This window comes from Streptomyces sp. NPDC060028 (genome assembly GCF_042736725.1).
Lineage (GTDB): Bacteria > Actinomycetota > Actinomycetes > Streptomycetales > Streptomycetaceae > Streptomyces.
Genome location: NZ_JBHWVJ010000025.1, coordinates 22,923 through 49,105 on the forward strand (window position 1 = coordinate 22,923; position 26,183 = coordinate 49,105).

Consider the following 26,183-nt stretch of genomic DNA (forward strand, 5'->3'; position numbering starts at 1 on the left):
CCCGGAGGGTGTTGTTGTGGGCAGGATGTAACCGGCCCTCGCCTCGCGAGGCGGGGCCGTGGCGGTCCGACCGACGGGGGCGGGCCGATGGGGGCGGACACCGGTGACGGCGCGCGATTAGGCTGAGCGTCGGCGCGGCGTCGTGGTGGGCGCCGGACCAGTGTTCGACAGACCAGGAGGACCGACCAGTGAGCGGCGATCGGAACGAGAGGCGCGGCGGGACGTGGGACGTCCCGACGGACGATCAGTCCGACGCGGAGCCCGAACTGACGGGCGAGTTCACCATCGACTACACCCCACCGGCCTGGTACACGCAGGGCTCCGCCCCGGCGGCGCCGACCACGCCGGTTCCCGGCCTGCCCGAAGGCAGCGGCTTCGAGCCCCACCGGCCGGCCGAGCCGGACTCGGCCGACGCCGCGTCCGTACCCTTCCCCTTCCAGCCGCCGGCGCCGAGCACCCCGGAACCCGAGGCCCCGCCCGCGCCCTTCCAGGCACCGATCTACCAGATCCCGGCCGAGGCCGCGCCCTTCCAGCCGCCGGCCCCTAGCACCCCGGAACCCGAGGCCCCGCCCGCGCCGTTCCAGGCGCCGATCTACCGGAGCGAGCCCCCGGCCGAGGCCGCGCCCGCGCCGATCGCCCCGGCCCCGGTCGACCCGGTGCCGCCGGCGCCCGCGCCCGCGCCGCTCCAGGCCGCGGCCGAGGCGAGTGCGCCCTCGGGCGACGCCGGTGCGGCTCCCGTGCGCACCCCCACCCCCGCGGAGGGCACTCCCGTACCTCCCGCGGAGCGGGCGCCGCAGACCCCGTTCGAGGGATCCGCCCCGACGGCCGGGCCCGCCGAACTGCCCGCGCTGCCGCCCACGTTCCCGGCCTCGGGTGCGCCGCAGGACGGGTACGGGTTCCCGCCCGCACCCCCGGCGCCCGTGCAGCCCGTGCAGCCCGTGCAGCCCGTGCAGCCCGTGCAGCCCGTGCAGCCCGCTGACGGGTACGGGTTCCCGCCGCCCCAGCCCCAGCCCGCCGACGCCCCGAACGGCTACGGGTTCCCGCCGCCCCAGCCGCCGCCGCAGCCGCAGCCGCAGGCCCCGTACGTCGACCCCCGCACCGGCGCCCAGTGGCCCGCCGGGGCACAGCCGCAGCCGCAGCCGCCGTACCCGCAGCCCCAGCCGCAGGCCCACCCCCAGCACCCGTACCCGCAGGGCCCCGGCCCCGGCCCCGACCCGCGCTACGCGGCCGGCCATCCCACCGGCGGGGCGCCGCTCGGGTACACCGCCGCCGTCGAGCTGTCCTCGGACCGCCTGATCCGCGGCAAGCAGAAGGCCAAGAGCGGCGGCAACCCGGCCGCCGGCGGCATCTTCCGCTTCGGCGGCAAGGCGGCCGAAGCGGAGCGCCAGCGCAAGCTGGAGCTGATCCGCACCCCGGTGATGTCCTGCTACCGCATCGCCGTCATCAGCCTCAAGGGCGGCGTCGGCAAGACCACGACCACCACCGCCCTCGGCGCCACCCTCGCCACCGAGCGCCAGGACAAGATCCTGGCCATCGACGCGAACCCCGACGCCGGCACCCTCGGCCGCCGCGTGCGCCGCGAGACCGGGGCGACGATCCGCGACCTGGTCCAGGCGATCCCGTACCTGAACTCGTACATGGACATCCGGCGGTTCACCTCCCAGGCCCCCTCGGGCCTGGAGATCATCGCCAACGACGTGGACCCGGCCGTCTCGACGACCTTCAACGACGAGGACTACCGCCGCGTCATAGAGACGCTCGGACGCCAGTACCCGATCATCCTCACCGACTCGGGCACCGGCCTCCTCTACTCCGCCATGCGCGGGGTCCTGGACCTGGCCGATCAGCTGATCATCATCTCGACCCCGTCCGTGGACGGAGCGAGCAGCGCCAGCACCACGCTCGACTGGCTCTCCGCCCACGGGTACGCCGACCTCGTCTCGCGCTCCCTCACCGTCATCTCCGGGGTCCGCGAGACCGCCAAGATGATCAAGGTCGAGGACATCGTGCAGCACTTCGAGACCCGCTGCCGCGGCGTCGTCGTCGTGCCCTTCGACGAGCACCTCGCGGCCGGCGCCGAGGTCGACCTCGACATGATGCGCCCCAAGACCCGCGAGGCGTACTTCAACCTCTCCGCCATGGTCGCCGAGGACTTCATCCGCGCGCAGCAGGCCCCCCAGGGCCACTGGGGCCAGCCCCAGCAGCACCCGCAGCCCGGCCAGCCGCAGCAGCCCCAGCCGCCGCAGCACGGGCACCCTCAGCCGCCGCAGCAACCGCAGGGCGGCCAGCCCCCGTACCAGCAGCCCCCGCAGCCGTACGGCCAGCCCTACCCCCAGCCGGGCGCGCCCTGGCCGCAGCAGCAGCCTCCTCAGCAGCCCGGCCAGCCCCCGCGCGACCCGCGCCTCGGCTGACGGCAACGCGAAGGGCCCGTACCGTGATCGGTACGGGCCCTTTCGTCGTTCTCCGTGGCGCAGCGCGGCGCCTCAGCGCAGGCCGTCGTACGCCTCCGTCAGCACCCGCGCCCGCTTCACGTCGTCCGCGATGGCCTCCAGCAGCCCGTCCAAGGACTCGAACTTCGCCATCCCCCGCACGTACGCGAGGAAGTCGACGGCCACGTGCATCCCGTACAGGTCCAGCCCGATCCGGTCGATCGCGTACGCCTCCACGGTCCGCTCGGTGGCGTCGAACTGCACGTTCGTCCCCACCGAGATCGCCGCGGGCATCCGCTCGCCGTCCGCCGTCAGCCACCCCGCGTACACCCCGTCCGCCGGGATCGCGGTGTGCGGCTGCGTCTCGACGTTCGCCGTGGGGTAGCCGAGCTCGCGCCCGCGCTGCGCACCGCGCACCACGACGCCCTCGACCCGGTGCGGCCGTCCCAGGATCTCGGCCGCGCCTTCCATGTCGCCCTCGGAGACGAGGCGGCGCGCCAGCGTCGAGGAGAACGGCACTCCGCCGCCCGCCTCGCCGCGCTCCACCAGGTCCACGACGTCGACCTCGTAGTCGTAGGTGGTGCCGAGCTCGCGCAGGAAGTCGACGTTTCCGGCGGCCCGGTGGCCGAAGCGGAAGTTGGGGCCCTCGATGACGGCGCGCGCGTGCAGCTTGTCGACGAGCACCTTCACGATGAAGTCGGCCGGGGACAGCTGCGAGAACTCCGCCGTGAACGGCAGGATCAGCAGCGCGTCCACACCGAGCCCGGCCATCAGTTCGGCGCGCCGGTCGTACGGGGCGAGGATCGGCGGGTGGCTGCCGGGGCGGACGACCTCGCTGGGGTGCGGGCTGAAGGTGACGACGACCGACGGTACGCCGAGCTCGCGGGCCTTGGCCACGGCCCGCCCGATGATCAGCTGGTGGCCCCGGTGCACACCGTCGTAGGAGCCGATGGTGACGACGCTGCGTCCCCAGTCCTGGGGGATGTCCTCCAAGCCACGCCAGCGCTGCACTGTGACCGCTCCTCGCCCGAACCGTGTAGTCCCTGTACTGATTGCCGATTGCAGGTCTAAGACTGCCATGCCGGTGGCCGGTGCCCACCATCGGCGTCTGGCTGGGACTTGTCCCGTGTCCGCACCGCATCGCAGCCGCGACCGCCGCGGCCGAGGGTCTCCACGGTGCGGCGCGCGCCCGGCCCCAGCAGCGCCGCCGCCTCGGCGCCCGCCTCCGTCAGCCACTGGGCGACCAGCACACCGAAGGCCGGTTTCGTCCGTGCCAGCTCCACGGTCCGCCGCTCGAACACCGCGGGCCCGCCCGGCGCCCGCAGCAGCTGCCGCCCGGTGCGCCGCAGCAGCTCCCGCGTACGGGCCTCGGCGCGCCCCGCGGCTCCCGCGGCGACGCCGCCGAGGAACGCGTCGAGCACCGCCGGGTCGGTCTCCTCGCGCAGCAGTACGTCGGCCAGCTCGCCCCTCAGCGTGTACGAGGGCTCCCCGCCGGGCGCGGCCAGCACCTGCGCCAGCTCCGCCCGGACCGCCACCGGGCCGCGGCGCAGCAGGTCCACCACCAGCGGGCGGAGCACGGGGGCGGCGGCCAGCCCCTGTTCGAGCCGCCGGTCCACGAACGCGGCGGCGTGCGGTGCGTCCTGCGGGCTCCGCGCGAGGTGCTCCCGTACGAGGTCGCCCGCGCGGCGCGCCAGCCCCGGCGTGGTCAGCGCGGCCAGCGCGCGCACCACCTCCCCGTCGGACCGGGCCCGCAGGGCGGCGAACACCGCGTCCGGGTCGGGCAGTACGGGCAGCGCGGCCACCAGCGCCGAGGCGGGCAGCGGCGATCCGCGGTCGGGGTCGCGGAAGCAGGCGAGGGCGTCGGGCAGGTAGCGTGCGCGCACCTGCGGGTCGCGCAGCAGCATCCCGAGGGCGCTGCCGTGCAGGGTGGCGTCGCCGGGGCGGGAGAGCAGCGTCTGGGCGGCGTGGCGCAGCAGCTCGCGGTCGGCGGGCGTGCGGACGTGCGGGGCGGTGGCGAGCCCGTAGGCGGCGGCCGCGACGCGCCGCCCGGGGCGCTCGTCGTGGGCCCAGCGGTCGACGGCCCGGCACAGCGCGGAGGGCTCGTCCTCCGCGAGCACCGTGAGCAGCTCGTCGGCGCGGGGGTGCGCGGCGGTGACGAGGGCCTCGGTGAGGTCGTCCACGGCGAAGCGGCGGTGGGTGTGCAGGAGCGCCTGGGCGGCGGTGGCGACGCTGGCCCCGGGGCGGCCGAGCAGCCGCCGCTCGTCGGTGAACCAGGCGCACAGCAGGGGCTGTACGAGCCGGGGGTCGCGGGCGAGGCGGCGGCCCGCGGCGTCGAGGTAGCGGTGATCGCTGGGGAGCATCCGGCGCAGCAGGTCGAGGCGGTCGGACTCGGGCAGGCGCAGCCGGTTCCAGAACCAGCCGCCGAACTCCTCCTGGCGGCCGGTGTGGGCGATGTACTCGGCCAGGGCGTGCAGGACGGGCAGGTACGGCCGGGCGGCGGGGGCGCGCAGCAGGGTCTCGTGCAGCAGCCGGCCCGCCCACCAGGCGGGTTCGGGACCGGGTTCGGCGTTCAGCGCGCACACCAGGCGCGTCAGGTGGGGCCCGGCTTCGTGGGGCGGGAGCCGTCGCAGTGCCTCCAGTACGGGCCCGATGCGGTGCCGGGGCACGCTGTGGCCGGGGCCCTCCAGGGCGCCGAGGGCGGTCGGCAGGTCGAGGTGGCCCGCCTGGAGCCAGTCGGCCAGCTCCTCGTGGGCGAAGCGGTAGCCGGGGCCGGCGGGCACGAGCAGCCCCTCGGTGAGCACGGCGGAGGCCCAGCCGGTGCGCCAGGGGAACAGCTCTTCGAAGGCGGCCCGGTCCAACTCCCCGCGCCCGGGCCCCAGACACCGCCGCGCGGCCTCGTGCACCTGCCCCGCGACGCGCGCGGCGAGCCTCCCCACGCCGGGGCCGTACGCGACCGGGCCGGGGCCCGCGTGGCCGGTGGGGGTGGCTTCGCGGGGTCTGGGCAGCAGGGCGCCGGCCGCGGCGATGCGGACGGCGACCCGCAGGCACACCAGGTCGAGGTGGGCGGCGAAGACCTCCTCGCGCCCCGGCCGGCCGGCGGTGACCTCGGCGGCGCGGACGCCGGCGAGCAGGTGCAGCGTGAGCGGGTGCCGGCTGTCGGCCTCCCGCACGGCGTCGGCCGGGATGCCGAGGCGGGCCCGGGCCTGTTCGGCCTCCGCCGGGGTGAAGTCGCCGATCGCGACCGCGGGCGGCAGCCGCCGGGCCGGCCGGGCCGGTGTGTGCAGCGCCTCGGGCGGGTACAGGGCCCCGGCCTGCTCCCAGTGCTCGGGCCGGGCCGCGAGGACCAGCCGGGCGCCGGTCTCCCTCAGCCACCGCACGGTGCCTTCGGTCCAGGGCCCGAGCCCGTGGCCGAGCTCCGCGGGCATCTCCTCGGGGGCGTCGAGCACCACGACCAGGGCCCGCCCGGCCCGGGCGGCCAGCCCCGCCACGGCCTCCCCCGTCGCCGGAGCCGGAGCAGGTACCGGTACGGGAGCCGGAGGCGCATCCGGTGCCGAGACGACGATGCGGGCCGCCTCTGCCAGCGCCCGGGCCACCGCGTCGGCCACAGAGGTGTCCCCGGGGCGCAGGTCCGCGCCGCGGAGCCAGAGCGTCGGGGCCGGGCGGGCGCCGCCGGCCCGGCGCAGGGCCAGCGCGGACAGGGCCGTGGTGCGGCCGCTGCCGGGGTTCCCCACCAGGGCGAGGACCGGGCGGTCGCCCGCGGCGAAGGCGTCCAGTTCGGCGGCAATGGCCGGCCGGTCCACCGGTTCGGGGCGGCGGGACGCGAAGGCGGCGCCGAGGGTGGTTCCGGTGAGTTCGAGTGCGCCGGCGAGGTTCAGGTCCCGGCCGTAGACCGGCACGATGGCGGCGTTGCGGCGGAGCAGCGCGGAGAGGGGCCCGTCCGGATCGGCGGCGGAGGCGGCCACCAGCGGTACGGCGAAGCCGCCGGAGCGGTGCTCCGCCTGCAGAGCAGTGCCCAGCACGGCGAGCACCGCTCCGGTCCCGGCGTCCAGCACCGGTCCCCCGCAGGCCTCCCCGCCGAGGCGGAGCGCGTCCTGCCCGTCGGTCCCGATGGCCAGCTCCAGCGCCGCCGGCAGCAGGTGGAAGCGGCCCGTCGCGGTGTAGGTGACCTCCGCGGGACCGAGCACACGCGCCTGTCGCCATCCCCGCGCGGGCAGCCGTACGTACGTCCCGGGCGCGACGGTCTCCCGTACCGCCACCGGCAGCGGCCGCACCCCGAGCCCGTCGGTCCGTACCAGCGCCAGCCCGTACTCCGGCAGCGCCGTCACGTCCGAGGCCCGCGCGAGCCAGGTCCGCTCCCCCGGGCCGTGCAGCACCACCCCGGTCAGTCCGTCCACGGCCCCGTGGCTGGTGACCACCGTCCCGCAGTCGTCGGCGACGAAGCCGCTGCCGCGCGGCCGGCCGGCGGGATCGCAGATCCTGACCAGCTCCGCGGTGACCCCGTCCAGCCCGTTCAGCGCATTCAGCCCGTTCAGCCCGTCGACCCGGGTAGCCCCGTCCGCGTCCGCCATCCCCGCACCACTTTCGCCACGCCCCCCGCCACGCCCGTGCTCACGACGGTAGGCACGTGAAGATCAGCGGGAAAAGCACGCGAGGTGAAAGCGCCCCCTTACGCTCCCTCCATTCACTCCGAGCGCCTGCTCGGACGGGTGAATACGGGCGTCCGGGTGGATAGAGACCTACCCGAGGGGGGTCGTGGAGCGGTGAGCAGCAGTCGATGTGCGCTCACCGCTCCACGTCAATCAGACGTCGGCGGCGAACCTCAGACGAAGACCGCGAGGGACTTCGCCTTGCCGCCCTTGCTCTCCACGAGGCCGAGCAGTTCGCCCTCGGGCCCGTAGACCGCCACGGTCCGGCCGGCGGGGTAGGAGTCCGGCATCTCCAGCCGCACGCCGTTGCCCAGCAGTGACGCCCGCCGGGCGTCCAGGTCCCAGCGCGGGAAGGCCGCCGCTGCCGCCTCGCCGATCGGCATGACGGTCAGCTCCTCCTGGAGCTGGTCGAGCGTCCGCGCCCGGTCGATCTTGTACGGGCCCACGCGCGTGCGCCGCAGCGCCGTCAGGTGCCCGCCCACGCCCAGGTCGGCGCCCAGGTCACGGGCGAGGGCGCGGATGTACGTACCGCTGGAGCAGACGACGGAGACGATGAGGTCGACGACCTTGGTGCCGTCCTCGGCCTCCGCCTCCCGCATGTCGTACACCTGGAACGACGAGACGGTCACCGGCCGGGCCGGGATCTCGAACTCCTCGCCGTCGCGGGCGCGCTTGTAGGAGCGCACGCCCTTGATCTTGATGGCGCTGACCTTGGACGGGACCTGCATGATCTCGCCGGACAGCTTGGCGATGCCCTCGTCCACGGCCTCCCGGGTGACCCCGGAGGCGTCCGTGGAGGAAATGATCTCGCCCTCGGCGTCGTCCGTCAGGGTGTCCTGGCCCAGCCGGATCGTGCCGAGGTACTCCTTCTCCGTGAGCGCGAGGTGGCCGAGCAGCTTGGTGGCCTTCTCGACACCCAGCACCAGGACACCCGTCGCCATCGGGTCGAGCGTGCCGGCGTGGCCGACGCGGCGGGTCTTGGCGATCCCGCGCATCTTGGCGACCACGTCGTGCGAAGTGAAACCGGACGGCTTGTCGACGATGACAAGTCCGTCCGGAGTCTTCCCTGCGTTGTCGCTCATTCCGCGGCTGCGTCCTCGTCGTCGTCCTCGTCGCCCGGCTTCTTGTACGGGTCGGCGTCGCCGGCGTACTTCGCGCCGGAGGACACCTCGCGCACCTGGGCGTCGGAGGCGCGCGCCTTGTCGAGGAGGTCCTCGATGGTCTTCGCGTTCTCCGGGAGGGCGTCCGCCACGAAGGTCAGGGTGGGCGTGAACTTGGTGCCCGCCGCCCGGCCGACCGCGGAGCGCAGTACGCCCTTGGCGCTCTCCAGGCCCGCTGCCGCGCTGGCCCGGTCCTCGTCGTCACCGTAAACCGTGTAGAAGACCGTGGCCTCCCGCAGGTCGCCGGTGACCCGGGTGTCCGTGATGGTCACGTGCGTACCGAGGCGGGGGTCCTTGACACCACGCTGCAGCTTCTCGGCCACCACCTCCCGGATGAGGTCCGCCAGCTTCTTCGCCCGCGCATTGTCGGCCACTGGTCCGTCTCCTTCTTTGTCTTGCAGTCAGTCTTCATCACCATGGAGCCGCCGTCGTACCGACAGCAGCTCCACTTCCGGACGTGCCGCGACCAGCCGCTCGCAGCGGTCCAGTACGTCCGAGAGGAACCCCGCGTCCCCACTCACCAGAGCGACCCCCAGACGGGCCCTGCGGTGCAGGTCCTGGTCGCCCACTTCAGCCGCGCTCACGGAGAACTTGCGCTGGAGCTCGGCCACGATGGGCCGGACGACGGAGCGTTTCTCCTTCAGCGAGTGAACGTCGCCGAGGAGCAGATCGAAGGACAGAGTCCCCACGTACATGCAGTTCCGGATATCCCGCCGGTGCGGGTTCGGTGGCCTGCCACGCCAACGCTTGGCAGGGTCACCAGAACCGTACACGCAACGGCCGGGGCCGATCGACGGATATTCCGCCGACCGGCCCCGGTACTACGAGTTACGACACGGTGCGAACCGCCTCGCGCTTACGCGCGGGGCTTCTCGCGCATCTCGTACGTCGCGATGACGTCGTCGATCTTGATGTCGTTGTAGCTGCCGAGGTTGATACCGCCCTCGAAGCCTTCACGGATCTCGGTGACGTCGTCCTTGAAGCGGCGCAGACCGGAGATGTTGAGGTTCTCCGCGATGACCTTGCCATCGCGCAGCAGGCGCGCCTTGGTGTTGCGCTTGACCTCGCCGGAGCGGATGAGAACACCCGCGATGTTGCCCAGCTTGGACGAGCGGAAGATCTCGCGGACCTCCGCCGTGCCGAGCTCGACCTCTTCGTACTCCGGCTTGAGGAGACCCTTCAGGGCCGCCTCGATCTCCTCGATGGCCTGGTAGATCACCGAGTAGTAGCGAACGTCGACACCCTCGCGGTCCGCCATCTGCGCGGCACGGCCGGCCGCACGGACGTTGTAACCGATGACGATGGCGTCGGAGCCCATCGCCAGCGAGATGTCGGACTCGGTGACCGCACCCACACCGCGGTGCAGGACCCGGATGTCGACCTCTTCACCGACGTCGAGCTGGAGCAGCGAGGACTCGAGAGCCTCGACCGCACCGGACGCGTCGCCCTTGATGATGAGGTTGAGTTCCTGGACCAGACCGGCCTTGAGCACGGAGTCGAGGTCCTCGAGGGACACGCGACGGACGCGCTTGGCGAAGTTGGCGTTGCGCTCACGCGCAGCACGCTTCTCGGCGATCTGACGGGCCGTACGGTCCTCGTCGACGACGAGGAAGTTGTCGCCGGCGCCGGGGACGTTGGTGAGACCCAGGACCAGGACGGGGGTCGACGGACCCGCTTCCTCGACGTTGTTGCCCTTGTCGTCGAGCATGGCGCGCACTCGGCCGTAGGCGTCGCCCACGACCATCGTGTCGCCGACGCGGAGGGTACCGCGCTGGACGAGGACGGTGGCAACGGCACCGCGGCCGCGGTCGAGGTGGGACTCGATCGCAATACCCTGAGCGTCCTGCTCCGGGTTGGCGCGCAGGTCGAGCGAGGCGTCGGCGGTGAGGACGACGGCCTCGAGCAGGGAGTCGATGTGCAGACCCTGCTTGGCGGAGATGTCGACGAACATCGTGTCGCCGCCGTACTCCTCGGCGACCAGACCGAACTCGGTGAGCTGACCGCGCACCTTGACCGGGTCGGCACCTTCGACGTCGATCTTGTTGACCGCGACGACGATCGGGACGCCGGCGGCCTTGGCGTGGTTGAGCGCCTCGATCGTCTGCGGCATGACGCCGTCGTTGGCCGCGACCACGAGGATCGCGATGTCGGTCGACTTCGCACCACGGGCACGCATGGCGGTGAACGCCTCGTGACCCGGGGTGTCGATGAAGGTGATCTTGCGCTCTTCACCGTTGACCTCGGTACCGACCTGGTACGCACCGATGTGCTGCGTGATGCCACCGGCCTCGCCCGCGACGACATTCGTCTTGCGGATGGCGTCGAGCAGTCGGGTCTTACCGTGGTCGACGTGACCCATGACGGTCACGACCGGCGGACGCGCGACGAGGAACTCCTCGCCACCCTCGTCCTCGCCGAACTCGATGTCGAAGCCCTCGAGGAGCTCGCGGTCCTCTTCCTCCGGGCTGACGATCTGAACGACGTAGTTCATCTCGCCGGCCAGCATCTCGAGCGTCTCGTCGGAGACGGACTGCGTGGCAGTGACCATCTCGCCGAGGTTCATCATCACGGCGACGAGCGACGCCGGGTTGGCGTTGATCTTCTCCGCGAAGTCGGTGAGGGACGCACCGCGCGACAGGCGAACGGTCTCGCCCTGGCCGCGAGGCAGCATCACGCCGCCGACGGACGGGGCCTGCATGGCCTCGTACTCCTGGCGCCTCTGACGCTTCGACTTGCGACCACGACGGGCCGGACCGCCGGGACGGCCGAAGGCACCCTGCGTGCCACCACGGGCACCGGGACCACCGGGACGCCCGCCGAAGCCGGGACGACCGCCGCCACCGGCACCGGCCGGACCGCCACCGAAGCCGCCGCCACCGGGACGGGGGCCACCGAAGCCGCCACCGCCGCCGGGACGCGAGCCCGGACCGGCCGGACGGCCGGCGAAGCCGCCGCCCGCGGGACGACCCGCGCCGCCACCGGGACGCGCGCCACCCGCACCGGGACCACGGCCACCGGGGCCGCCACCGGGACGGGGACCGGGACCACCGGCAGCGGGACGCTGCGGCATCATGCCCGGGTTGGGACGGTTACCACCGGGAGCACCACCGGGACGCGGGGCACCACCCTGCGGACGGGGCATGCCGCCCGGGGTCGGACGACCTGCGCCCTGGCCCTGCGGACGCGGGGCGCCGCCGGGGCCGCCCTGCGGACGGGGAGCACCCTGGCCGCCGCCGGCGCCGGGGGCACCGGGACGGGGAGCGCCGGCCGGACGGGGCGCCTGGGGGCGCGCCATGCCGGTGGAGCCACCAGAGGTGAACGGGTTGTTGCCCGGACGGGGACCGGCCGGACGGGCGCCCTGCGGACGCGGGGCCGAGGAGCCGGGTGCACCGGCGGGCCGCTGCGCCTGGGGAGCGCTGCCGGCCGGGCGCGGGGCGCCGGGACGGGCGCCGGCCTGGCCACCCTGACCCTGGGCCGGACGCTGCTGCGCCGGACGGGGGCCGGGAGCCGCGGCGGCGGGCCGCTCGGTGCGCGCCGGGGCGGCCGGAGCCGCCGGAGGCGCGGTGAACTCGGTCGCCACGGGAGCCGCCGGAGCGGGCTTCGGGGCGGCCGGAGCCTTCGGACCGGGACGCGGGCCGGAGGCGGCCGTGGGCGTCACCGGGGCGGCGGGCGCCGCGGCGGCCGGAGCCTCTGCGACGACCGGCTTGGGGGCCGGTGCGCCGGGCTTCGGCGCAGCGGGACGTGCAACAGCACCCGGGGTCGGGGCCCCGGGCTTGGCGGGCGCTGCCTTGCGGGGCGCGCCCGGCTTCGCAGCGGACTTGCCGGCGTTGCCGCCGGGCCCCTGCAGTGCGTCGGTCAACTTGCGCACAACCGGCGCCTCGATCGTCGAGGACGCCGAACGGACGAACTCACCGAGTTCCTGGAGCTTGGCCATGACGACCTTGCTCTCAACTCCGAACTCCTTGGCGAGTTCGTATACCCGGACCTTAGCCACTTCGCTCCTTTTAGGTCCGGGTTACGCCGGACCGTTGCTACTTCATGGGCGTACTCATCGCGTACTCATCGAGTGCTCATCGCAATCTCGACCTACTTCCAACTCGCGAGGTACCTGACCGCACGGGGTATCCGTGCCGTTCTACGTCTTACGGTGTCGCCTCGGCCTGAACGGCCAGGACTTTGCGCAGTTCCGCCGTGCCGAGCGCTCCGGTGGACCGTAGGGCCCGGGGAAATGCTCGGCGGCGGACCGCCTGGTCGAGGCAGACCACGGCAGGGTGCACGTAGGCACCCCGGCCGGGCAGCGTACCGCGAGGATCGGCGACGCATTCGTCACTGATCGCCACGATGCGCAGCAGATCGCTCTTGGCCGCTCGCTCCCGACACCCCACACAGGTGCGTTCGGGGCATGCGCGGGCTTGCGTCCGGCCAGACACGCCTAAGTCTACCTCCCCGTAGCGACCTCACCCCTTCAGGTGAAAAATCGAACGGATGTTGTCGTGATCCTTTACGTCGCGGCCTGCCGCCCAAACCTCGGCGGCGGGTGCCCGCGCCCGTGCCAGGACCCGGTTGTGGTCCCTGTCTACCGCCCGGACAGCCCGGGCGGTACCGGATTTATTTTCCGCCGCGGTCCCGGTCACGGTCCCGGTCGCTCTCGCGATCCCGGTCCCGGTCACCGTCCTCGTCCTCGTCCGGCGCCGTCTCGGTGTCGGGACGGATGTCGATGCGCCAGCCGGTGAGGCGGGCGGCGAGGCGGGCGTTCTGGCCCTCCTTGCCGATGGCCAGCGACAGCTGGTAGTCGGGCACGGTCACCCGGGCGGAGCGGGTGTCCCAGTCGACGACGTCGACCTTGCTCACCCGGGCGGGTGACAGCGCGTTCGCGACCATCTCCGCCGGGTCGTCCGACCAGTCGACGATGTCGATCTTCTCACCATGCAGCTCGGCCATCACGTTGCGCACGCGGCTGCCCATCGGGCCGATGCAGGCGCCCTTCGGGTTGAGGCCCGAGCGGGTGGACCGTACGGCGATCTTGCTGCGGTGACCGGCCTCACGGGCGATCGCGCAGATCTCGACGCTGCCGTCGGCGATCTCCGGGACCTCCAGCGCGAACAGCTTCTTCACCAGGTTGGGGTGGGTGCGCGAGAGGGTCACGGACGGACCGCGGACACCCTTCGCCACCCGCACGACGTACGCCTTGATGCGGATGCCGTGCGTGTACTCCTCGCCGGGGACCTGCTCCTGCACCGGCAGGATGGCCTCGAGCTTGCCGATGTCGACGAGGACGTTCTTGGGGTCCTTGCCCTGCTGCACGACGCCGGTGATGACGTCGCCCTCACGGCCGGCGAACTCGCCGAAGGTCAGGTCGTCCTCGGCGTCGCGCAGACGCTGCAGGATCACCTGCTTGGCGGTCGTCGCGGCGATCCGGCCGAAGTCCGACGGTGTGTCGTCGAACTCCTTGGCCTCCTGGCCCTCTTCCAGGTCCCGCGGGTCCTCCGTCGCCCATACGACGACGTGGCCATTGGTGCGGTCCAGCTCCACGCGTGCGCGCCGGAAGCTTCCCTCGGTGCGGTGGTACGCGATGAGGAGGGCCGACTCGATCGCCTCGACGAGCAGGTCGAAGGAGATCTCCTTCTCCCGGACCAGACCCCGCAGGGCACTCATGTCGATGTCCACGGCTACGCCTCCTCTTCCTTCTTGTCCTTGCGGTTGAACTCGATCTCGACACGCGCCTTGGCGATGTCGGTGAATGCGATGCGGCGGGCGGTCGCCTTGCGGCCCTTCACGCCCGGTACTTCGAGGTCCATGCCCTCGTCGTCGACTTCGAGAATGCGGGCGATCACTTCCCCGCCCGGCTCCAGCTGGAACTTCACGAGACGGCCGATCGCCCGTACGTAGTGACGGCGCTCGGTCAGCGGGCGGTCCGCGCCCGGCGAGCTCACTTCGAGGACGTACTCGTCCTCACCCATCACATCGGTTTCGTCGAGCCGGTCGGAGACCTCGCGACTCAGCTCTGCACACGCGTCCAGTTCCACGCCCTCGTCGGAGTCCACGATGACGCGCAGCATCCGGCGCTTGCCCGCCTTGGACATCTCGATGTCCTCGAGGTCCAGTCCCTTGGCGGCGACGAGGGGCTCCAGCAATCCGCGCAGCCTGTCGCTCTGGGTGGTGCTCATCCGGGTGACTCCTCGGCCGCGTGTGCTGTTGTGGTTTTCATCGTGTGTCAGGTCAAAGGGTATCCGGTCGCGGAGGGTGTTGCCGTCCGCCCTGTGGACAGGGCCCCGGGTACGGTGATCACACCCTGCCCCGCCACCACCCCGAGGACGTCCCCGTGCCCTGGACCACGCCTTTGCGGCCCCGGCCCTCGCGAAGGAGCCTGCTCGCCGGCGCCGCCGGCGCGGCCGGCGCTCTGCTGCTCACCGGCTGCTCCGACGGGAGCCCGGCCGAGGAGGACTTCGGGATTCCACTCGAACGGCGGATGCGCGAGACGGCTGTCCGTGACAGCGAGCGGCTGCTGGAACGTTACGACGCCACCACCGCCGCGCATCCGGCCCTGGCTCAGCGCCTCGGTCCGCTGCGCGCGGCCGTCGCCGCGCACGCCGCCGCCCTGGCCGCGGAGGGCTCGGGGGCGGGTTCGGGGTCCGGGTCCGGTGCCGGTCCGTCCGCGAAGGCCTCCGCGGCGCCGGCCGGCAGCGCCGCCCCGGCCGTGGCGCCGAGCGGCGAGCCCGTGCCGCCGACGCCCGCCGACGCCCTGACCGGGCTCGCGGACACCGAGCGGAGCCTGGCCGAGGCGCGGACGATCTCGCTGGCCGGCGCGCCCGGGGAGCTGGCCCGGATGCTGGCCTCGGTGGCCGCCTGTGGCCACGTACACGCCTACCTGCTGGCCTCGACCCCCGGAGGGACCCCGTGAGCCCCGAGCCCACCCCCGCGAACCGCTCCCTCGAGGCCGCGCAGTCCGCGCTCGCCGCCGAGCACGCGGCCGCGTACGGCTACGGCGTGATCGGCGCCCGGGCCGCGGCAGCCCGCCAGGGCGAGGCCCGAGAGGCGTACGGCGAGCACCTCGCCCGCCGTGACGCGCTGGCCCGCACGGTGCGCGAGATGGGTGGTTCGCCCCGCCCGGCGGAGGCCGCGTACACCCTGCCGTTCGCGGTGCGCGCGCCCGGCGACGCCGAGCGGCTGGCCGCCGAGATCGAGGACCGGGTGGCGGGCGCGTACTCCGATCTGGTGCGTGCCGCGGAGGGTCCGCTGCGGCGCGAGGCGGCCGACGCGCTGAGCGCCGCGGCCGTGCGAGCCGCGCGCTGGCGCGGTGTCGGCGTAGCCTTCCCTGGGCTCACGGAAAAGCGCTGAACGAGCCCGGCACAGCTGAAAGGGACCACGCACGCATGGCTTTCGAACCGCCGCAGCGGCTTGTACGGGCGCTCGGCGAGATGCCGGAATCGGCTCAGGACACCGACTGGCTGGGGCAGTTGCCCGAACGGGCCGAGGCCGCGCTGGCCCGGCGCGAGGTCCAGGTCCAGCGGGTGCAGGCCCCGGGCGGACGCAGCAGCCTCCTCCTGCTCGTCCGCTACGCCGACGGCACCCCGGCCGCGCTGAAGCTGGCGCCGCCGTCCGCCCGGCCCGACCGGGAGCTGGCCGCGCTGGCGCACTGGGCGGGGTTCGGAGCCGTACGGGTCCTCGACTCGCGGCACCACGAAGAGGACGGCGGGCTGCTCCTGGAGCGGCTGCACCCCGAGGTCTCGCTACGGTCCCTGCCCGAGGCGAAGGCCCTGCTGGAGGCCAGCGGGACCCTGCGCAGGCTGTGGGTCGCCGCGCCTGCGGACCACGCCTGGGAAACGGTGGAGGAGCGCACCTCCTGGCAGGCGGAGGCCCTGCGCAAGCCCGACCCGGAGGCCGGGGAGCTGGCGGCCGCGGCCCTCGCGCTGCGCGAGGAGCTGACGGCGGTGCCCGGTGAGGAACTGCTGCTGCACGGGAACTTCCGGCAGGGCAAGGTGCTCGCGGGCGACCGGGCCCCGTGGCTGGCGGTGGGGCCGGACCCGCTGGTCGGTGAGCGGGCGTACGACCTGGCGCGGCTGGTCCGGGACCGGCTGGAGGACCAGGTCGCCTCCTCGGCGGGGGCGGCCGGGGCCCGGCGCCGGGTGAACAAACTGGCCGACTCCCTGGAGGTGGACCGGGACCGGCTGCGGGGCTGGACGCTGTTCCGGGCGGTCGAATCGGGGAACCGGGCGCTGGCGGCGGGGCGGCGGCGCGAGGCGGAGCTGCTGCTGGAGTTCGCGGGCTGGTTGTAGGGCATACCGTAGGTAAGAAGGTATGTCCGGCAGGGGGCAACCATGGTCGAAGAACTGCTGACAGCGGGAATCGCCGCCGGTGTGGGCGTCACGGTGTACGTGGTGGCCGCGGCCCGGGTGGTGAAGCAGTACGAGCGGGGCTTGGTCTTCCGCTTCGGTCGGCTGCGCGAGAGCATCCGGAGGCCGGGTTTCACCTTGATCGTCCCCGGGGTGGACCGCCTGCGCAAAGTGAACATGCAGATCGTGACGCTGCCGGTGCCGGCGCAGGAGGGCATCACCCGGGACAACGTGACCGTGCGGGTGGACGCGGTCGTGTACTTCAAGGTCGTCGACCCGGCGAACGCGATCGTGGCGGTGGAGGACTACCGCTTCGCCGTGTCGCAGATGGCGCAGACCTCGCTGCGGTCGATCATCGGAAAATCGGACCTGGACGACCTCCTGTCCAACCGGGAGATGCTCAACCAGGGGCTGGAGCTGATGATCGACAGCCCGGCGGTGGGGTGGGGCGTGCAGATCGACCGGGTCGAGATCAAGGACGTCTCGCTCCCGGAGACGATGAAGCGGTCCATGGCCCGGCAGGCGGAGGCCGACCGGGAGCGGCGGGCGCGGGTGATCAACGCGGACGCCGAGCTCCAGGCCTCGCACAAGCTGGCGGAGGCCGCCGCGGTGATGTCGGACCAGCCGGCGGCGTTGCAGCTGCGGCTGCTCCAGACGGTGGTCGCGGTGGCGGCGGAGAAGAACTCCACCCTGGTCCTCCCCTTCCCGGTGGAACTCCTCCGCTTCCTCGAACGCGCGACCCCCGGCCCGGACGAGGCGGCCCCGCCCCCGGCCGTCCCGGCCCCGGACGCCCCGGCCCCGGACGAGGCGGCCCTGGCCCTGCCGGACCCGGACCCGGAGGAGCCGAGCCCCTGACCGGTCAGGTCAGGCGCGCGAGGGCTTCCTCCAGGGGGAGTTCCTCGCGCGTGCCCGTGACGCGGTGCTGGAGTTCGACCACCGATTCCGCGGAACGGCGGCCGGCCACCAGGATCCACGGGACACCGATCAGTTCCGCGTCCGTGAGCTTCACGCCGGGCGACAGCCCGGCCCGGTCGTCCAGCAGGACCCGCCGTCCCGCCGCGGCCAGCGCGGCCGCCGCCTGCTCCGCCAGCGCGAGCGGCACGGCCTTGCCCGCCGCCACCACGTGCACGTCCGCCGGGGCCACCGCGGCCGGCCAGCACAGCCCCCGCTCGTCGGCCGTCTGCTCGGCCAGCGCGGCCACCGCCCGGGAGACCCCGATCCCGTACGAGCCCATCGTGACGCGGACCGGCTTGCCCTCCCGCCCCAGCACGTCGAGCCCGAACGCGTCCGCGTACTTGCGCCCCAGCTGGAAGATGTGCCCGATCTCGATCGCCCGGTCCAGGCGAAGGCCCGTACCGCAGGAGGGGCACGGGTCGCCCTCCTGCACGACCACCACGTCCAGGTACCGGTCCACCTCGAAGTCCCGCCCGCAGACCACGTTCCGGGCGTGCGTGTCGGCCTTGTTGGCCCCCGTCACCCATGAAGTGCCGGGCGCGACACGGGGGTCGGCCAGGTAGCGGACCTTGTCGAGGCCCTGCGGGCCCACGTAGCCCCGTACCAGATCCGGCCGGTCGGCGAAGTCCTCCGCCGTCACCAACTCCACCACCGCCGGAGCGAGATGCTCGCCCAGCTTGCCGAGGTCCACCTCGCGGTCCCCCGGCACGCCGACGGCGACGATCTCGCCGTCCACCTTCACCAGGAGGTTCTTGAGCGTGGCCGACGCGGGTACGCCCAGGTGCGCCGCCAGCGTCTCGATCGTCGGGGTGTCGGGGGTGGGGATCTCCTCCAGCGGTCCGTGGTCCGCGGCCACCGGGGTCAGCGCGAAGGTCACCGCCTCCGTGTTCGCCGCGTAGTCGCAGGACGGGCAGTCCGCGAAGGTGTCCTCCCCCGCCGCCGCCGGCGCGAGGAACTCCTCCGACGCCGAGCCGCCCATCGCGCCGGACACCGCCGACACGATCCGGTGGTCCAGGCCCAGCCGTTCGAAGATGCGTACGTAGGCCTCGCGGTGGAGCCGGTAGGACTCGGCCAGGCCCTCGTCGCTGACGTCGAAGGAGTACGAGTCCTTCATCTGGAACTCGCGCCCGCGCAGCACGCCCGACCGCGGCCGCGCCTCGTCCCGGTACTTGGTCTGGATCTGGTACAGCATGACCGGCAGGTCCTTGTAGGACGTGCACTGGTCCTTCACCAGCAGGGTGAAGATCTCCTCGTGCGTGGGTCCGAGCAGATAGTCCGCGCCCTTGCGGTCCTTGAGCCGGAACAGCAGGTCGCCGTACTCCGACCAGCGCCCGCTGACCTCGTACGGCTCCTTCGGCAGCAGCGCCGGGAGCAGCACCTCCTGGGCCCCGATCGCGTCCATCTCCTCGCGGACGATGCGCGAGACGTTGTCCAGGACCCGCTTGCCGAGCGGCAGCCAGGTCCACACCCCGGCCGAGCTGCGCCGGACGTACCCGGCGCGGACCAGGAGGCGGTGGCTGAGGGTCTCGGCGTCGGCCGGGTCCTCGCGGAGGGTCTTGGCCAGGAGGCTGGACATGCGCTGTACGTGTTGCGTCGACATGACGGGAGGCTACCGGGGGCTGCCGGTCCCCCGAAATCGAATTCAGCGCCTGATCAGCGGCAGCGGTGCGCCCATGACGGCGTACGGGAGGCTCGCGCTCGGGAAGTGCACCTGGCGGGCGAGGTCCGTGTAGCCGAGGGCGCGGTAGAGCCCTCGGGCGGGGCTGTCGGTGTCGATGGCGGAGAGGATCGAGCGCGGTTCGGCGGAGCTGTCGGTGATCCGGGTGATGAGCGCGCGTCCGACGCCGTGGCCCTGGAAGCCGGGGTGGACGTGCAGTTCGGTGATCACGAAGGAGCCGTCGAGCCAGCCGTCGTGGCCGCCGGCCCGCAGGTACGGCTCGACGACGGTGGACCACCAGTGGGTGCGGTCGTTCGGCATGCCGTAGACGAATCCGGCCAGTGCCTCGTCCTCGGTGAAGGCGCCGAGCGCGCGGGCGCCGTGGCAGGTCATGTGGCGCTGGACGATGTAGCGCCGGATGCCGATCTCTTCCTCGCTGAGCCCGAAGGCCACGGCCTGTACGCGCAGGGCCTCGTCCACGCGGTGCGCGAGGTCGAGGGGACCGATGCGGAGTCCGGCGGGCCGGTCGGGGTCGTCGCCCCCGGGGGTTGGCATCATGCGGTGACCTTACTGGGCGGCCCCGGCCCGCCGACATGCCCTGGCGGCGAGGCACCCGGGCCGGCCGGGAGGGGGCGGGGGCGTCCTGGTGCTGTGGCCGTACCGAGCGCAGCGACCGGTGAACCTTTCCGGTCACGGCCCTAGCTAGAACAGCACGCTCATGAACTCGCCGACCTCGCGGAAGCCGACGCGGCGGTAGGAGGCCCGCGCGGCGGTGTTGAAGTCGTTGACGTAGAGGCTGACGACGGGCGCCACGTCCTTCAGCGCGTACTCCACGACGGCGGCCATCCCGGTCTCGGAGTGCCCTCGGCCGCGGAACTCGGGGGCCACCCAGACCCCCTGGATCTGGCAGGCGCGCGAGGTCGCGGCGCCGATCTCGGCCTTGAAGAGAACCTTGCCGTCCTCGACGCGGGCGAAGGAGCGGCCGGTGGCGACGAGCTCGGCGACGCGGGCCTGGTAGAGCAGTCCGCCGTCGCCGGCCATCGGGGAGATGCCGACCTCCTCGGTGAACATGGCCACGCAAGCGGGCATGATCAGCTCCATCTCGTCCTTGCGGATCCGGCGGACCAGCGGGTCGGACCGGACGACGGCGGACGGCTGTTCGATGACCATGAGCGGCTGGTGGGAGCGGACGTCGCGGGCCGGTCCCCAGCTGGGCTCCAGGAGCTGCCACAGCAGCCGGGTGGCCTCGGCCGGGCCGACGATGGAGGAGCAGCGGCGGCCGGTGCGGCGGGCCCGGTCGGCGAAGGCGCGGACGGCGTCGGGGCCGGCGCAGACGGGCACCAGGTTCGCGCCGGCGTAGCAGAGGGAGCGGAGCTCACCGTCCGCGTACCAGCCCCACATCTCGCCGCCCAGGCGCCACGGGTCGAGTCCGGCGATCTGGACCCGGGAGGTGACGAAGGTGTTCGCGACGGGCTCGCGTCCGAGGATGCGGAGCGCCGCGTCGAGATCACTGGGCTCAAGGACCCGGGTGGTGGTCTGCGTCAACACTGGGGCCTCACCATGCAAGTCTGCTGATCTCCGAACTGTACCCGGCGCCGCCTGAGGATGCCGCGCTCCCCTGTACGGCAAAACCCCGGCCCCGCCCGCGAGCTGCGGGAACGGGGCCGGGGCGAAGGCTTGGCGCCGAAGCGGGGCCGGAGGCCGGGCCGGATCGGCTCCCGGATCGGCTCCCGGATCGGACGCCGATGCGCCGGATCAGACGCCGATGGCCACGGTCGGCTCGCCGGACATCACGCCGTCCTTCTCCATCTGCTCCGCGATCTTCATGGCCTCTTCGATGAGGGTCTCGACGATCTTCGACTCGGGGACGGTCTTGATGACCTCGCCCTTCACGAAGATCTGGCCTTTGCCGTTGCCGGAGGCGACGCCGAGGTCGGCCTCGCGGGCCTCCCCGGGGCCGTTGACGACGCAGCCCATGACCGCGACGCGCAGCGGGACCTCCATGCCCTCCAGGCCCGCCGTGACCTCCTCGGCCAGCTTGTAGACGTCCACCTGGGCGCGGCCGCAGGACGGGCAGGAGACGATCTCCAGGCGGCGCGGCTTGAGGTTCAGCGACTCCAGGATCTGGTTCCCGACCTTGATCTCCTCGACCGGCGGGGCGGAGAGGGAAACGCGGATGGTGTCGCCGATGCCCTCGGAGAGCAGCGCGCCGAAGGCGACGGCGGACTTGATGGTGCCCTGGAAGGCCGGGCCCGCCTCGGTGACGCCGAGGTGCAGCGGGTACTCGCACTGGGCGGCCAGCTGGCGGTAGGCGTTGACCATGACGACCGGGTCGTTGTGCTTGACCGAGATCTTGATGTCGCTGAAGCCGTGCTCCTCGAAGAGGGAGGCCTCCCACAGTGCGGACTCGACCAGCGCCTCGGGGGTGGCCTTGCCGTACTTCTTCAGCAGGCGCGCGTCGAGCGAGCCGGCGTTGACACCGATCCGGATCGGGGTGCCCGCGTCCTTGGCGGCCCGCGCGATCTCCTTGACCTTGTCGTCGAACTGCTTGATGTTGCCGGGGTTCACCCGGACGGCCGCGCAGCCCGCGTCGATCGCGGCGAAGACGTACTTCGGCTGGAAGTGGATGTCGGCGATGACCGGGATCTGCGACTTCTTCGCGATGACCGCGAGCGCGTCGGCGTCGTCCTGCGTCGGGCAGGCCACGCGGACGATGTTGCAGCCGGAGGCGGTCAGCTCGGCGATCTGCTGGAGCGTGGCACCGATGTCGGAGGTCCGGGTGGTGGTCATGGACTGCACCGAGATCGGTGCGTCGCCGCCGACGGCCACGGAGCCGACCTGGATCTTGCGGCTGACCCGGCGGTCGGCAAGCTTCGTCGGCACGGACGGCATTCCGAGAGAGATGGCAGTCATCTGCTGTGCAACCCCAAGGTGTGGATCAAGGTCCCGAGATCGGCGGGCTCCAGCCTTCGAGATTACGCCAATCCCCGCGCGCCCCGCGCATCCGAGGGGGTCCGGCCACCCGAACGTAGGGAGCCGGGCACGATGCGTGCCCGACTCCGGTACCCGTGGTGTAACGACGGGACGTACTAGGTGATCTTGATCGGGTTCACCACGTCGGCGACGAGGACGAGCACCGTGAAGCAGACGAAGACTCCGGCCACCACATAGGCGGCGGGCATCAGCTTCGCCACGTCGAACGGGCCGGGGTCGGGGCGCCGGAAGACCTTCGCCACGGCCCGCCGCAGCGACTCCCACAGGGCGCCCGCGATGTGCCCGCCGTCGAGCGGCAGCAGCGGGAGCATGTTGAAGAGGAACAGCGAGAGGTTGAAGAAGCCGACGAGTTGGAGGAAGAACACCAGCCGCTGCTCGGCCGGGATGTCCAGGGTCGCGATCTCGCCGCTGATGCGGGCCGCGCCCACGATGCCCATCGGGGAGTCCTGCTCGCGCTCGGCGCCGCTGAAGGCCGCGTTCCACAGGGCGGGGATCTTGGCCGGGAGCTTGAGCAGCCCCTGCACGCTGTTGTCGACGACCTCGCCCATGTGCTCCACGGACTGGCCGAAACCGAGCGGGGCGATCTCGCTCTTCGGGCTGAAGCCGAGCCAGCCGGCCGTCACGTACTCGCCCTTGACGTACCCGCCGTGGCCGTCCGTCTTGCCGACCTTGTTCGCGATCAGGTTCACCGGGAGGACCACCCGCTGCCCGTCGCGCACGACGGTGACGGTGGCGGGGCCGACGGTGTCGCGGATGCGCTTCTGCAGGGCGGTCCAATCGGCCACCTTGAGGCCGTTGAACGCCACGATCCGGTCGTCCGGCCGCAGGCCGGCGGCCTTGGCCGGGGCCACCGGGTCGCCGTCCTTGCAGATCTCGCGCTTCTCGCTCTGCTGGATGACGCACGGCGAGACGCTGGCGACCTGGGTGGTGGTCTGGCTCAGCCCGAAGGTCATCCAGACCCCGAAGAAGATCGCCAGCGCCAGCACCAGGTTCATGAACGGCCCGGCGAACATCACGATGACGCGCTTCCACGGCTTGCGCGTGTAGAAGAGCCGCGTCTCGTCCCCGGGCTTGAGCTCCTCGTACGCCGCCGAGCGCGCGTCCTCGATCATCGAGCGGAAGGGCGAGGTCGAGCGGGCGGTGACCTTGCCGTCCTCGCCGGGCGGGAACATGCCGATCATCCGGATGTAGCCGCCCATGGGGATGGCCTTGATCCCGTACTCGGTCTCGCCCTTGTTCCGCGACCAGATGGTCGGGCCGAAGCCGACCATGTACTGCGGCACGCGGATGCCGAAGAGCTTGGCCGTGGAGAGGTGGCCGAGCTCGTGCCAGGCGATCGAGACGAGCAGGCCGAAGACGAAGATCAGTATCCCGATCACCGTCATGAGTGCCGTCATGCGCTCGCCTCCACTGCGGCTCGCGCCGCCATCTCCCGTGCCCGGGCCCTGGCCCAGGTCTCCGCTTCAAGGACGTCCCGAACGGTGAGGGAAGTTCCCGCGTCCGGCGTCCCGTGCTCATCGACCACGGCAGAGACCGTATCCATGATTGCTGTGAACGGCAGCCGACCGGCCAGGAAAGCTTCCACGCACTCCTCGTTCGCCGCATTGAACACGGCGGGCGCGGTGCCGCCCAGGGTACCGACGTGCCGGGCCAGGCCCACCGAGGGGAAGGCCTCGGTGTCGAGCGGGAAGAACTCCCAGGTGGACGCCTTGGTCCAGTCGAAGGCCGGGGCCGCGTCCGGGATCCGCTCGGGCCAGCCGAGGCCGATCGCGATCGGGCCGCGCATGTCCGGCGGGGTGGCCTGGGCCAGCGTGGAGCCGTCCGTGAACTCCACCATCGAGTGCACGTAGGACTGCGGGTGGACCACGACCTCGATGCGGTCGAAGGGGATGTCGTAGAGCAGGTGCGCCTCGATGACCTCGAGGCCCTTGTTGACCAGGGTCGCCGAATTGATGGTGATCACCGGGCCCATCGCCCAGGTGGGGTGCGCCAGCGCGTCCTTGACGGTGACGTGTGCCAGCTCGGCGCGGGTGCGGCCGCGGAAGGGGCCGCCGGAGGCGGTGACCACGAGCTTGCGCACGTCGGCGCGCTTGCCGGCGGCGAGCGCCTGGAAGAGCGCCGCGTGCTCGGAGTCCACGGGGATGATCTGGCCCGGCTTCGCGAGGGCCTTCACCAGCGGGCCGCCGACGATCAGCGACTCCTTGTTGGCGAGGGCGAGCGTCCGGCCGGCCCGCAGCGCGGCGAGCGTGGGCGCGAGGCCGATGGAGCCGGTGATGCCGTTGAGGACGGTGTGGCACTGCGAGGCGGCGAGTTCGGTGGCCGCGTCGGGACCGGCCAGGATCTCGGGCAGCGGCTCGGACGCCGCGTACTGGGCGCTCAGCGCCTCTTTCAGGGCCGGTACGACGTCTTCGCGGGCCACGGCCACGGTGTTCACGCGCAGCTGCCGGGCCTGCTCGGCCAGCAGCCCGACGCGCCCGCCGGCGGCGGACAGCGCGGTCACCCGGAACCGGTCCGGGTTGCGCAGGGCGAGGTCGATGGCCTGGGTGCCGATGGATCCGGTGGAGCCCAGGATGACGATGTCCCGGCGGCCGGCCGCGGGGTCGAAGAGGAGGTGCGGGTCGGCGAGGGGGGCTGGACGGTCGCTCATGCCCCCATTGTTGCCTCACGTCAGGGGCGCTCGGACACGGAGCCCCCGTCCGTGACGCGCAGCAGCAGGTGCGGGAGCGTTCCGGCGAAGTCCGGGAGCGTCCGGGCGACCCGCCACCAGGCGTCCGGGTCGTCGCCGAGGGCCACCGCGAACAGCCGGTCCGCCTCGGCGCGCGCCGAGAGCACGGCCGCGGGCCGGTCGTGGCGGTCGGGGTGGTCGATGTCACCGAGCCAGTGGTCCTCGTCGAGGGCCCAGCAGGCGGGCAGCTTGTGGCGGACCACGTCGGCTCCGGTCAGCAGGCCGCGGTCCAGGCAGTCCCGCACCCAGCGGACGTCCTCCTGGACGGTCTCCATGGGTACGGCGAGGCTGGCCAGGGCGAGTTCGCGCTCCACGTCCCCGGAGGGCTCCTCGGCGGTGGGGGCCAGGCGCGCGACGGCCCGCTCCAGCCCGGGCACGGGCGGCCCGTCCGGGGGCTCGGGCAGCGAGGCGTACCCCACCCGGGCCACGAGCTCGGTGAGTCCGCCGCGGAAGGTGTGGGCGTGGCGCAGCAGCTCGGCCCACACCCGCGGGTCCTGCCCCAGCGGGGCCAGGGCGCGGCGCAGGGCCGTGCGCATCCCGGCCAGTTCGGGGAGGGTCCAGCGCAGGCCGTCGGCCGCGGGGAGGTCGGCGAGCAACAGCGCGAGGTGGGCGGGGCGGACGTCGGTGACGAGCTCGGCCTGGGTGAGCAGGCCCATCCGGACGGCGCGGACGGCGGGCCGGTACCAGGAGGGCCCGTACGACCGGGCCGTGCTCAGGTCGAGCAGTCCCCGGCAGACGCCGAGCGGCAGGCCGCCGCGGAGCAGCAGGGCCTCGACGGAGCCGGGCGGCAGCGGTTCGAGGGCGTGCTCGAACCGCAGGAGGCCCGGTTCGGCTTCGTTCGGCAGGGCGAGGATGTCGAGCGGGACGCGCGGCCGGTGCGTGCCGTGCCGGCGCAGCAGCCGGACCAGTTCCTCGCCGGTGAGGGGACCGGCGGCGGGGTCGCGGCCCAGCTCCGCGCGGAGCACGGGCAGCAGCTCGGGCGGGGTCCGGCGGCGGGAGTACCGGGTGGGTCCGGGCAGGCCGGGCAGCGGGCGGCCGACGACGCGGGGGTTGCGGGCGATGTAGCGCCGTTCGGCTTCGCCGCCGTGGCGCAGCAGGAGGGTGACGGCCGACGCCGGCAGCCATTCGTCGCGGCACAGGTATTTGCGGGCCGGCCACTCGAGCCGGTCGAGCAGGCCGACGGCGATGTGGTCCGGTGCGTGGCGCAGCACGTGCGCCACGCACCAGGCCAGCCGCCGGCTGTTTCGATCTTCCACGGCCGTCGACATCCCTGTCCGCCCAGCTT

General features: G+C 73.0%; 21 protein-coding genes. 5 read left to right on the top strand and 16 right to left on the bottom strand.

The annotated features are described in order from the left end of the window. The first annotated feature begins 188 nt into the window (after positions 1-188). A complete protein-coding gene (locus ACFWBF_RS14960) occupies positions 189-2,411 on the top strand; it encodes an SCO5717 family growth-regulating ATPase (protein ID WP_385600689.1) in 2,223 nt (740 codons plus the stop codon). A 72-nt stretch (positions 2,412-2,483) separates the two neighbouring features. On the opposite strand, the gene ACFWBF_RS14965 is transcribed toward ACFWBF_RS14960, so the two are convergent. The 9 genes from ACFWBF_RS14965 to rimP form a co-directional block, all read right to left on the bottom strand. Then, positions 2,484-3,440: a bifunctional riboflavin kinase/FAD synthetase gene (locus ACFWBF_RS14965; protein WP_385600691.1), complete on the bottom strand. Its 957-nt coding sequence runs from the start codon at positions 3,438-3,440 to the stop codon at positions 2,484-2,486. A 56-nt stretch (positions 3,441-3,496) separates the two neighbouring features. Beyond that, entirely contained in the window at positions 3,497-6,997 is a 3,501-nt protein-coding gene (locus ACFWBF_RS14970; RefSeq protein WP_385600694.1) for a serine protease, read from the bottom strand. 251 nt (positions 6,998-7,248) lie between these two features. After that, complete coding sequence (truB, locus tag ACFWBF_RS14975) at positions 7,249-8,157, bottom strand: tRNA pseudouridine(55) synthase TruB (protein ID WP_385600697.1); 909 nt, start codon at positions 8,155-8,157, stop codon at positions 7,249-7,251. Next, the gene (rbfA, locus tag ACFWBF_RS14980; RefSeq protein WP_385600700.1) at positions 8,154-8,609 is read right to left on the bottom strand and encodes a 30S ribosome-binding factor RbfA; all 456 of its coding nucleotides are present in this window, start codon (positions 8,607-8,609) and stop codon (positions 8,154-8,156) included. Before rbfA ends, truB begins: the two co-directional genes overlap by 4 nt. 27 nt (positions 8,610-8,636) lie before the next feature. After that, positions 8,637-8,930 carry a DUF503 domain-containing protein gene (locus ACFWBF_RS14985; protein WP_030011580.1) on the bottom strand — a complete coding sequence of 98 codons (294 nt, stop codon included), beginning with the start codon at positions 8,928-8,930 and terminating at the stop codon, positions 8,637-8,639. 161 nt (positions 8,931-9,091) lie between these two features. Beyond that, positions 9,092-12,229: a translation initiation factor IF-2 gene (gene infB / locus ACFWBF_RS14990; RefSeq protein ID WP_385600703.1), complete on the bottom strand. Its 3,138-nt coding sequence runs from the start codon at positions 12,227-12,229 to the stop codon at positions 9,092-9,094. A 148-nt stretch (positions 12,230-12,377) separates the two neighbouring features. Beyond that, a complete protein-coding gene (locus ACFWBF_RS14995) occupies positions 12,378-12,665 on the bottom strand; it encodes a YlxR family protein (protein ID WP_385600707.1) in 288 nt (95 codons plus the stop codon). A 178-nt stretch (positions 12,666-12,843) separates the two neighbouring features. Next, positions 12,844-13,902, bottom strand: a complete 1,059-nt coding sequence (gene nusA, locus ACFWBF_RS15000) for a transcription termination factor NusA (RefSeq protein ID WP_385600710.1) — start codon at positions 13,900-13,902, stop codon at positions 12,844-12,846. Positions 13,903-13,904: 2 nt separating this feature from the next. Then, positions 13,905-14,402 carry a ribosome maturation factor RimP gene (rimP, locus tag ACFWBF_RS15005; RefSeq protein WP_385600713.1) on the bottom strand — a complete coding sequence of 166 codons (498 nt, stop codon included), beginning with the start codon at positions 14,400-14,402 and terminating at the stop codon, positions 13,905-13,907. A gap of 155 nt (positions 14,403-14,557) precedes the next feature. Here rimP and ACFWBF_RS15010 point away from each other — a divergent pair, with 155 nt between their 5' ends. From ACFWBF_RS15010 to ACFWBF_RS15025, 4 genes are read left to right on the top strand one after another with little or no spacing between them, the layout of a single operon-like run. Beyond that, a complete protein-coding gene (locus ACFWBF_RS15010) occupies positions 14,558-15,136 on the top strand; it encodes a hypothetical protein (protein WP_385600717.1) in 579 nt (192 codons plus the stop codon). Next, positions 15,133-15,573, top strand: a complete 441-nt coding sequence (locus tag ACFWBF_RS15015) for a ferritin-like domain-containing protein (RefSeq protein WP_385600719.1) — start codon at positions 15,133-15,135, stop codon at positions 15,571-15,573. The genes ACFWBF_RS15010 and ACFWBF_RS15015 overlap by 4 nt, the downstream gene beginning before the upstream one ends. A 35-nt stretch (positions 15,574-15,608) precedes the next feature. Beyond that, a complete protein-coding gene (locus tag ACFWBF_RS15020) occupies positions 15,609-16,511 on the top strand; it encodes an aminoglycoside phosphotransferase family protein (RefSeq protein ID WP_385600722.1) in 903 nt (300 codons plus the stop codon). A 42-nt stretch (positions 16,512-16,553) separates the two neighbouring features. Then, positions 16,554-17,423 (top strand): slipin family protein, encoded by an 870-nt coding sequence (locus ACFWBF_RS15025; protein WP_385600725.1) that lies wholly within the window; start codon positions 16,554-16,556, stop codon positions 17,421-17,423. A gap of 4 nt (positions 17,424-17,427) precedes the next feature. On the opposite strand, the gene ACFWBF_RS15030 is transcribed toward ACFWBF_RS15025, so the two are convergent. The 7 genes from ACFWBF_RS15030 to ACFWBF_RS15060 all read right to left on the bottom strand — a co-directional run bounded on the left by ACFWBF_RS15030 (position 17,428) and on the right by ACFWBF_RS15060 (position 26,154). Next, entirely contained in the window at positions 17,428-19,122 is a 1,695-nt protein-coding gene (locus ACFWBF_RS15030; RefSeq protein ID WP_385600727.1) for a proline--tRNA ligase, read from the bottom strand. 42 nt (positions 19,123-19,164) lie between these two features. Beyond that, on the bottom strand, positions 19,165-19,734 hold the full coding sequence (locus ACFWBF_RS15035) for a GNAT family N-acetyltransferase (protein WP_385600837.1): 570 nt from the start codon (positions 19,732-19,734) through the stop codon (positions 19,165-19,167). Between the two features lie 147 nt (positions 19,735-19,881). Continuing rightward, positions 19,882-20,727 carry a GNAT family N-acetyltransferase gene (locus tag ACFWBF_RS15040; protein WP_385600730.1) on the bottom strand — a complete coding sequence of 282 codons (846 nt, stop codon included), beginning with the start codon at positions 20,725-20,727 and terminating at the stop codon, positions 19,882-19,884. 207 nt (positions 20,728-20,934) lie between these two features. Then, complete coding sequence (gene ispG, locus ACFWBF_RS15045) at positions 20,935-22,092, bottom strand: flavodoxin-dependent (E)-4-hydroxy-3-methylbut-2-enyl-diphosphate synthase (protein WP_385223286.1); 1,158 nt, start codon at positions 22,090-22,092, stop codon at positions 20,935-20,937. Between the two features lie 176 nt (positions 22,093-22,268). After that, positions 22,269-23,570, bottom strand: a complete 1,302-nt coding sequence (locus tag ACFWBF_RS15050) for a M50 family metallopeptidase (protein ID WP_385600733.1) — start codon at positions 23,568-23,570, stop codon at positions 22,269-22,271. After that, entirely contained in the window at positions 23,567-24,820 is a 1,254-nt protein-coding gene (gene dxr / locus ACFWBF_RS15055) for a 1-deoxy-D-xylulose-5-phosphate reductoisomerase (RefSeq protein ID WP_385600736.1), read from the bottom strand. Before dxr ends, ACFWBF_RS15050 begins: the two co-directional genes overlap by 4 nt. A gap of 20 nt (positions 24,821-24,840) precedes the next feature. After that, entirely contained in the window at positions 24,841-26,154 is a 1,314-nt protein-coding gene (locus tag ACFWBF_RS15060; protein WP_385600739.1) for a hypothetical protein, read from the bottom strand. Positions 26,155-26,183: the final 29 nt, after the last annotated feature.

Bases quoted from the DNA above. Each gene is read 5' to 3' on its own strand.
- ACFWBF_RS14970 (WP_385600694.1), bottom strand. From the start codon at position 6,997: ATGGCGGACGCGGACGGGGCTACCCGGGTCGACGGGCTGAACGGGCTG.
- truB (WP_385600697.1), bottom strand. From the start codon at position 8,157: ATGAGCGACAACGCAGGGAAGACTCCGGACGGACTTGTCATCGTCGAC.
- ACFWBF_RS14985 (WP_030011580.1), bottom strand. From the start codon at position 8,930: ATGTACGTGGGGACTCTGTCCTTCGATCTGCTCCTCGGCGACGTTCAC.
- rimP (WP_385600713.1), bottom strand. From the start codon at position 14,402: ATGAGCACCACCCAGAGCGACAGGCTGCGCGGATTGCTGGAGCCCCTC.
- ACFWBF_RS15020 (WP_385600722.1), top strand. From the start codon at position 15,609: ATGGCTTTCGAACCGCCGCAGCGGCTTGTACGGGCGCTCGGCGAGATG.
- ACFWBF_RS15025 (WP_385600725.1), top strand. From the start codon at position 16,554: ATGGTCGAAGAACTGCTGACAGCGGGAATCGCCGCCGGTGTGGGCGTC.
- ACFWBF_RS15030 (WP_385600727.1), bottom strand. From the start codon at position 19,122: ATGTCGACGCAACACGTACAGCGCATGTCCAGCCTCCTGGCCAAGACC.
- ACFWBF_RS15035 (WP_385600837.1), bottom strand. From the start codon at position 19,734: ATGCCAACCCCCGGGGGCGACGACCCCGACCGGCCCGCCGGACTCCGC.
- ispG (WP_385223286.1), bottom strand. From the start codon at position 22,092: ATGACTGCCATCTCTCTCGGAATGCCGTCCGTGCCGACGAAGCTTGCC.
- ACFWBF_RS15050 (WP_385600733.1), bottom strand. From the start codon at position 23,570: ATGACGGCACTCATGACGGTGATCGGGATACTGATCTTCGTCTTCGGC.
- dxr (WP_385600736.1), bottom strand. From the start codon at position 24,820: ATGAGCGACCGTCCAGCCCCCCTCGCCGACCCGCACCTCCTCTTCGAC.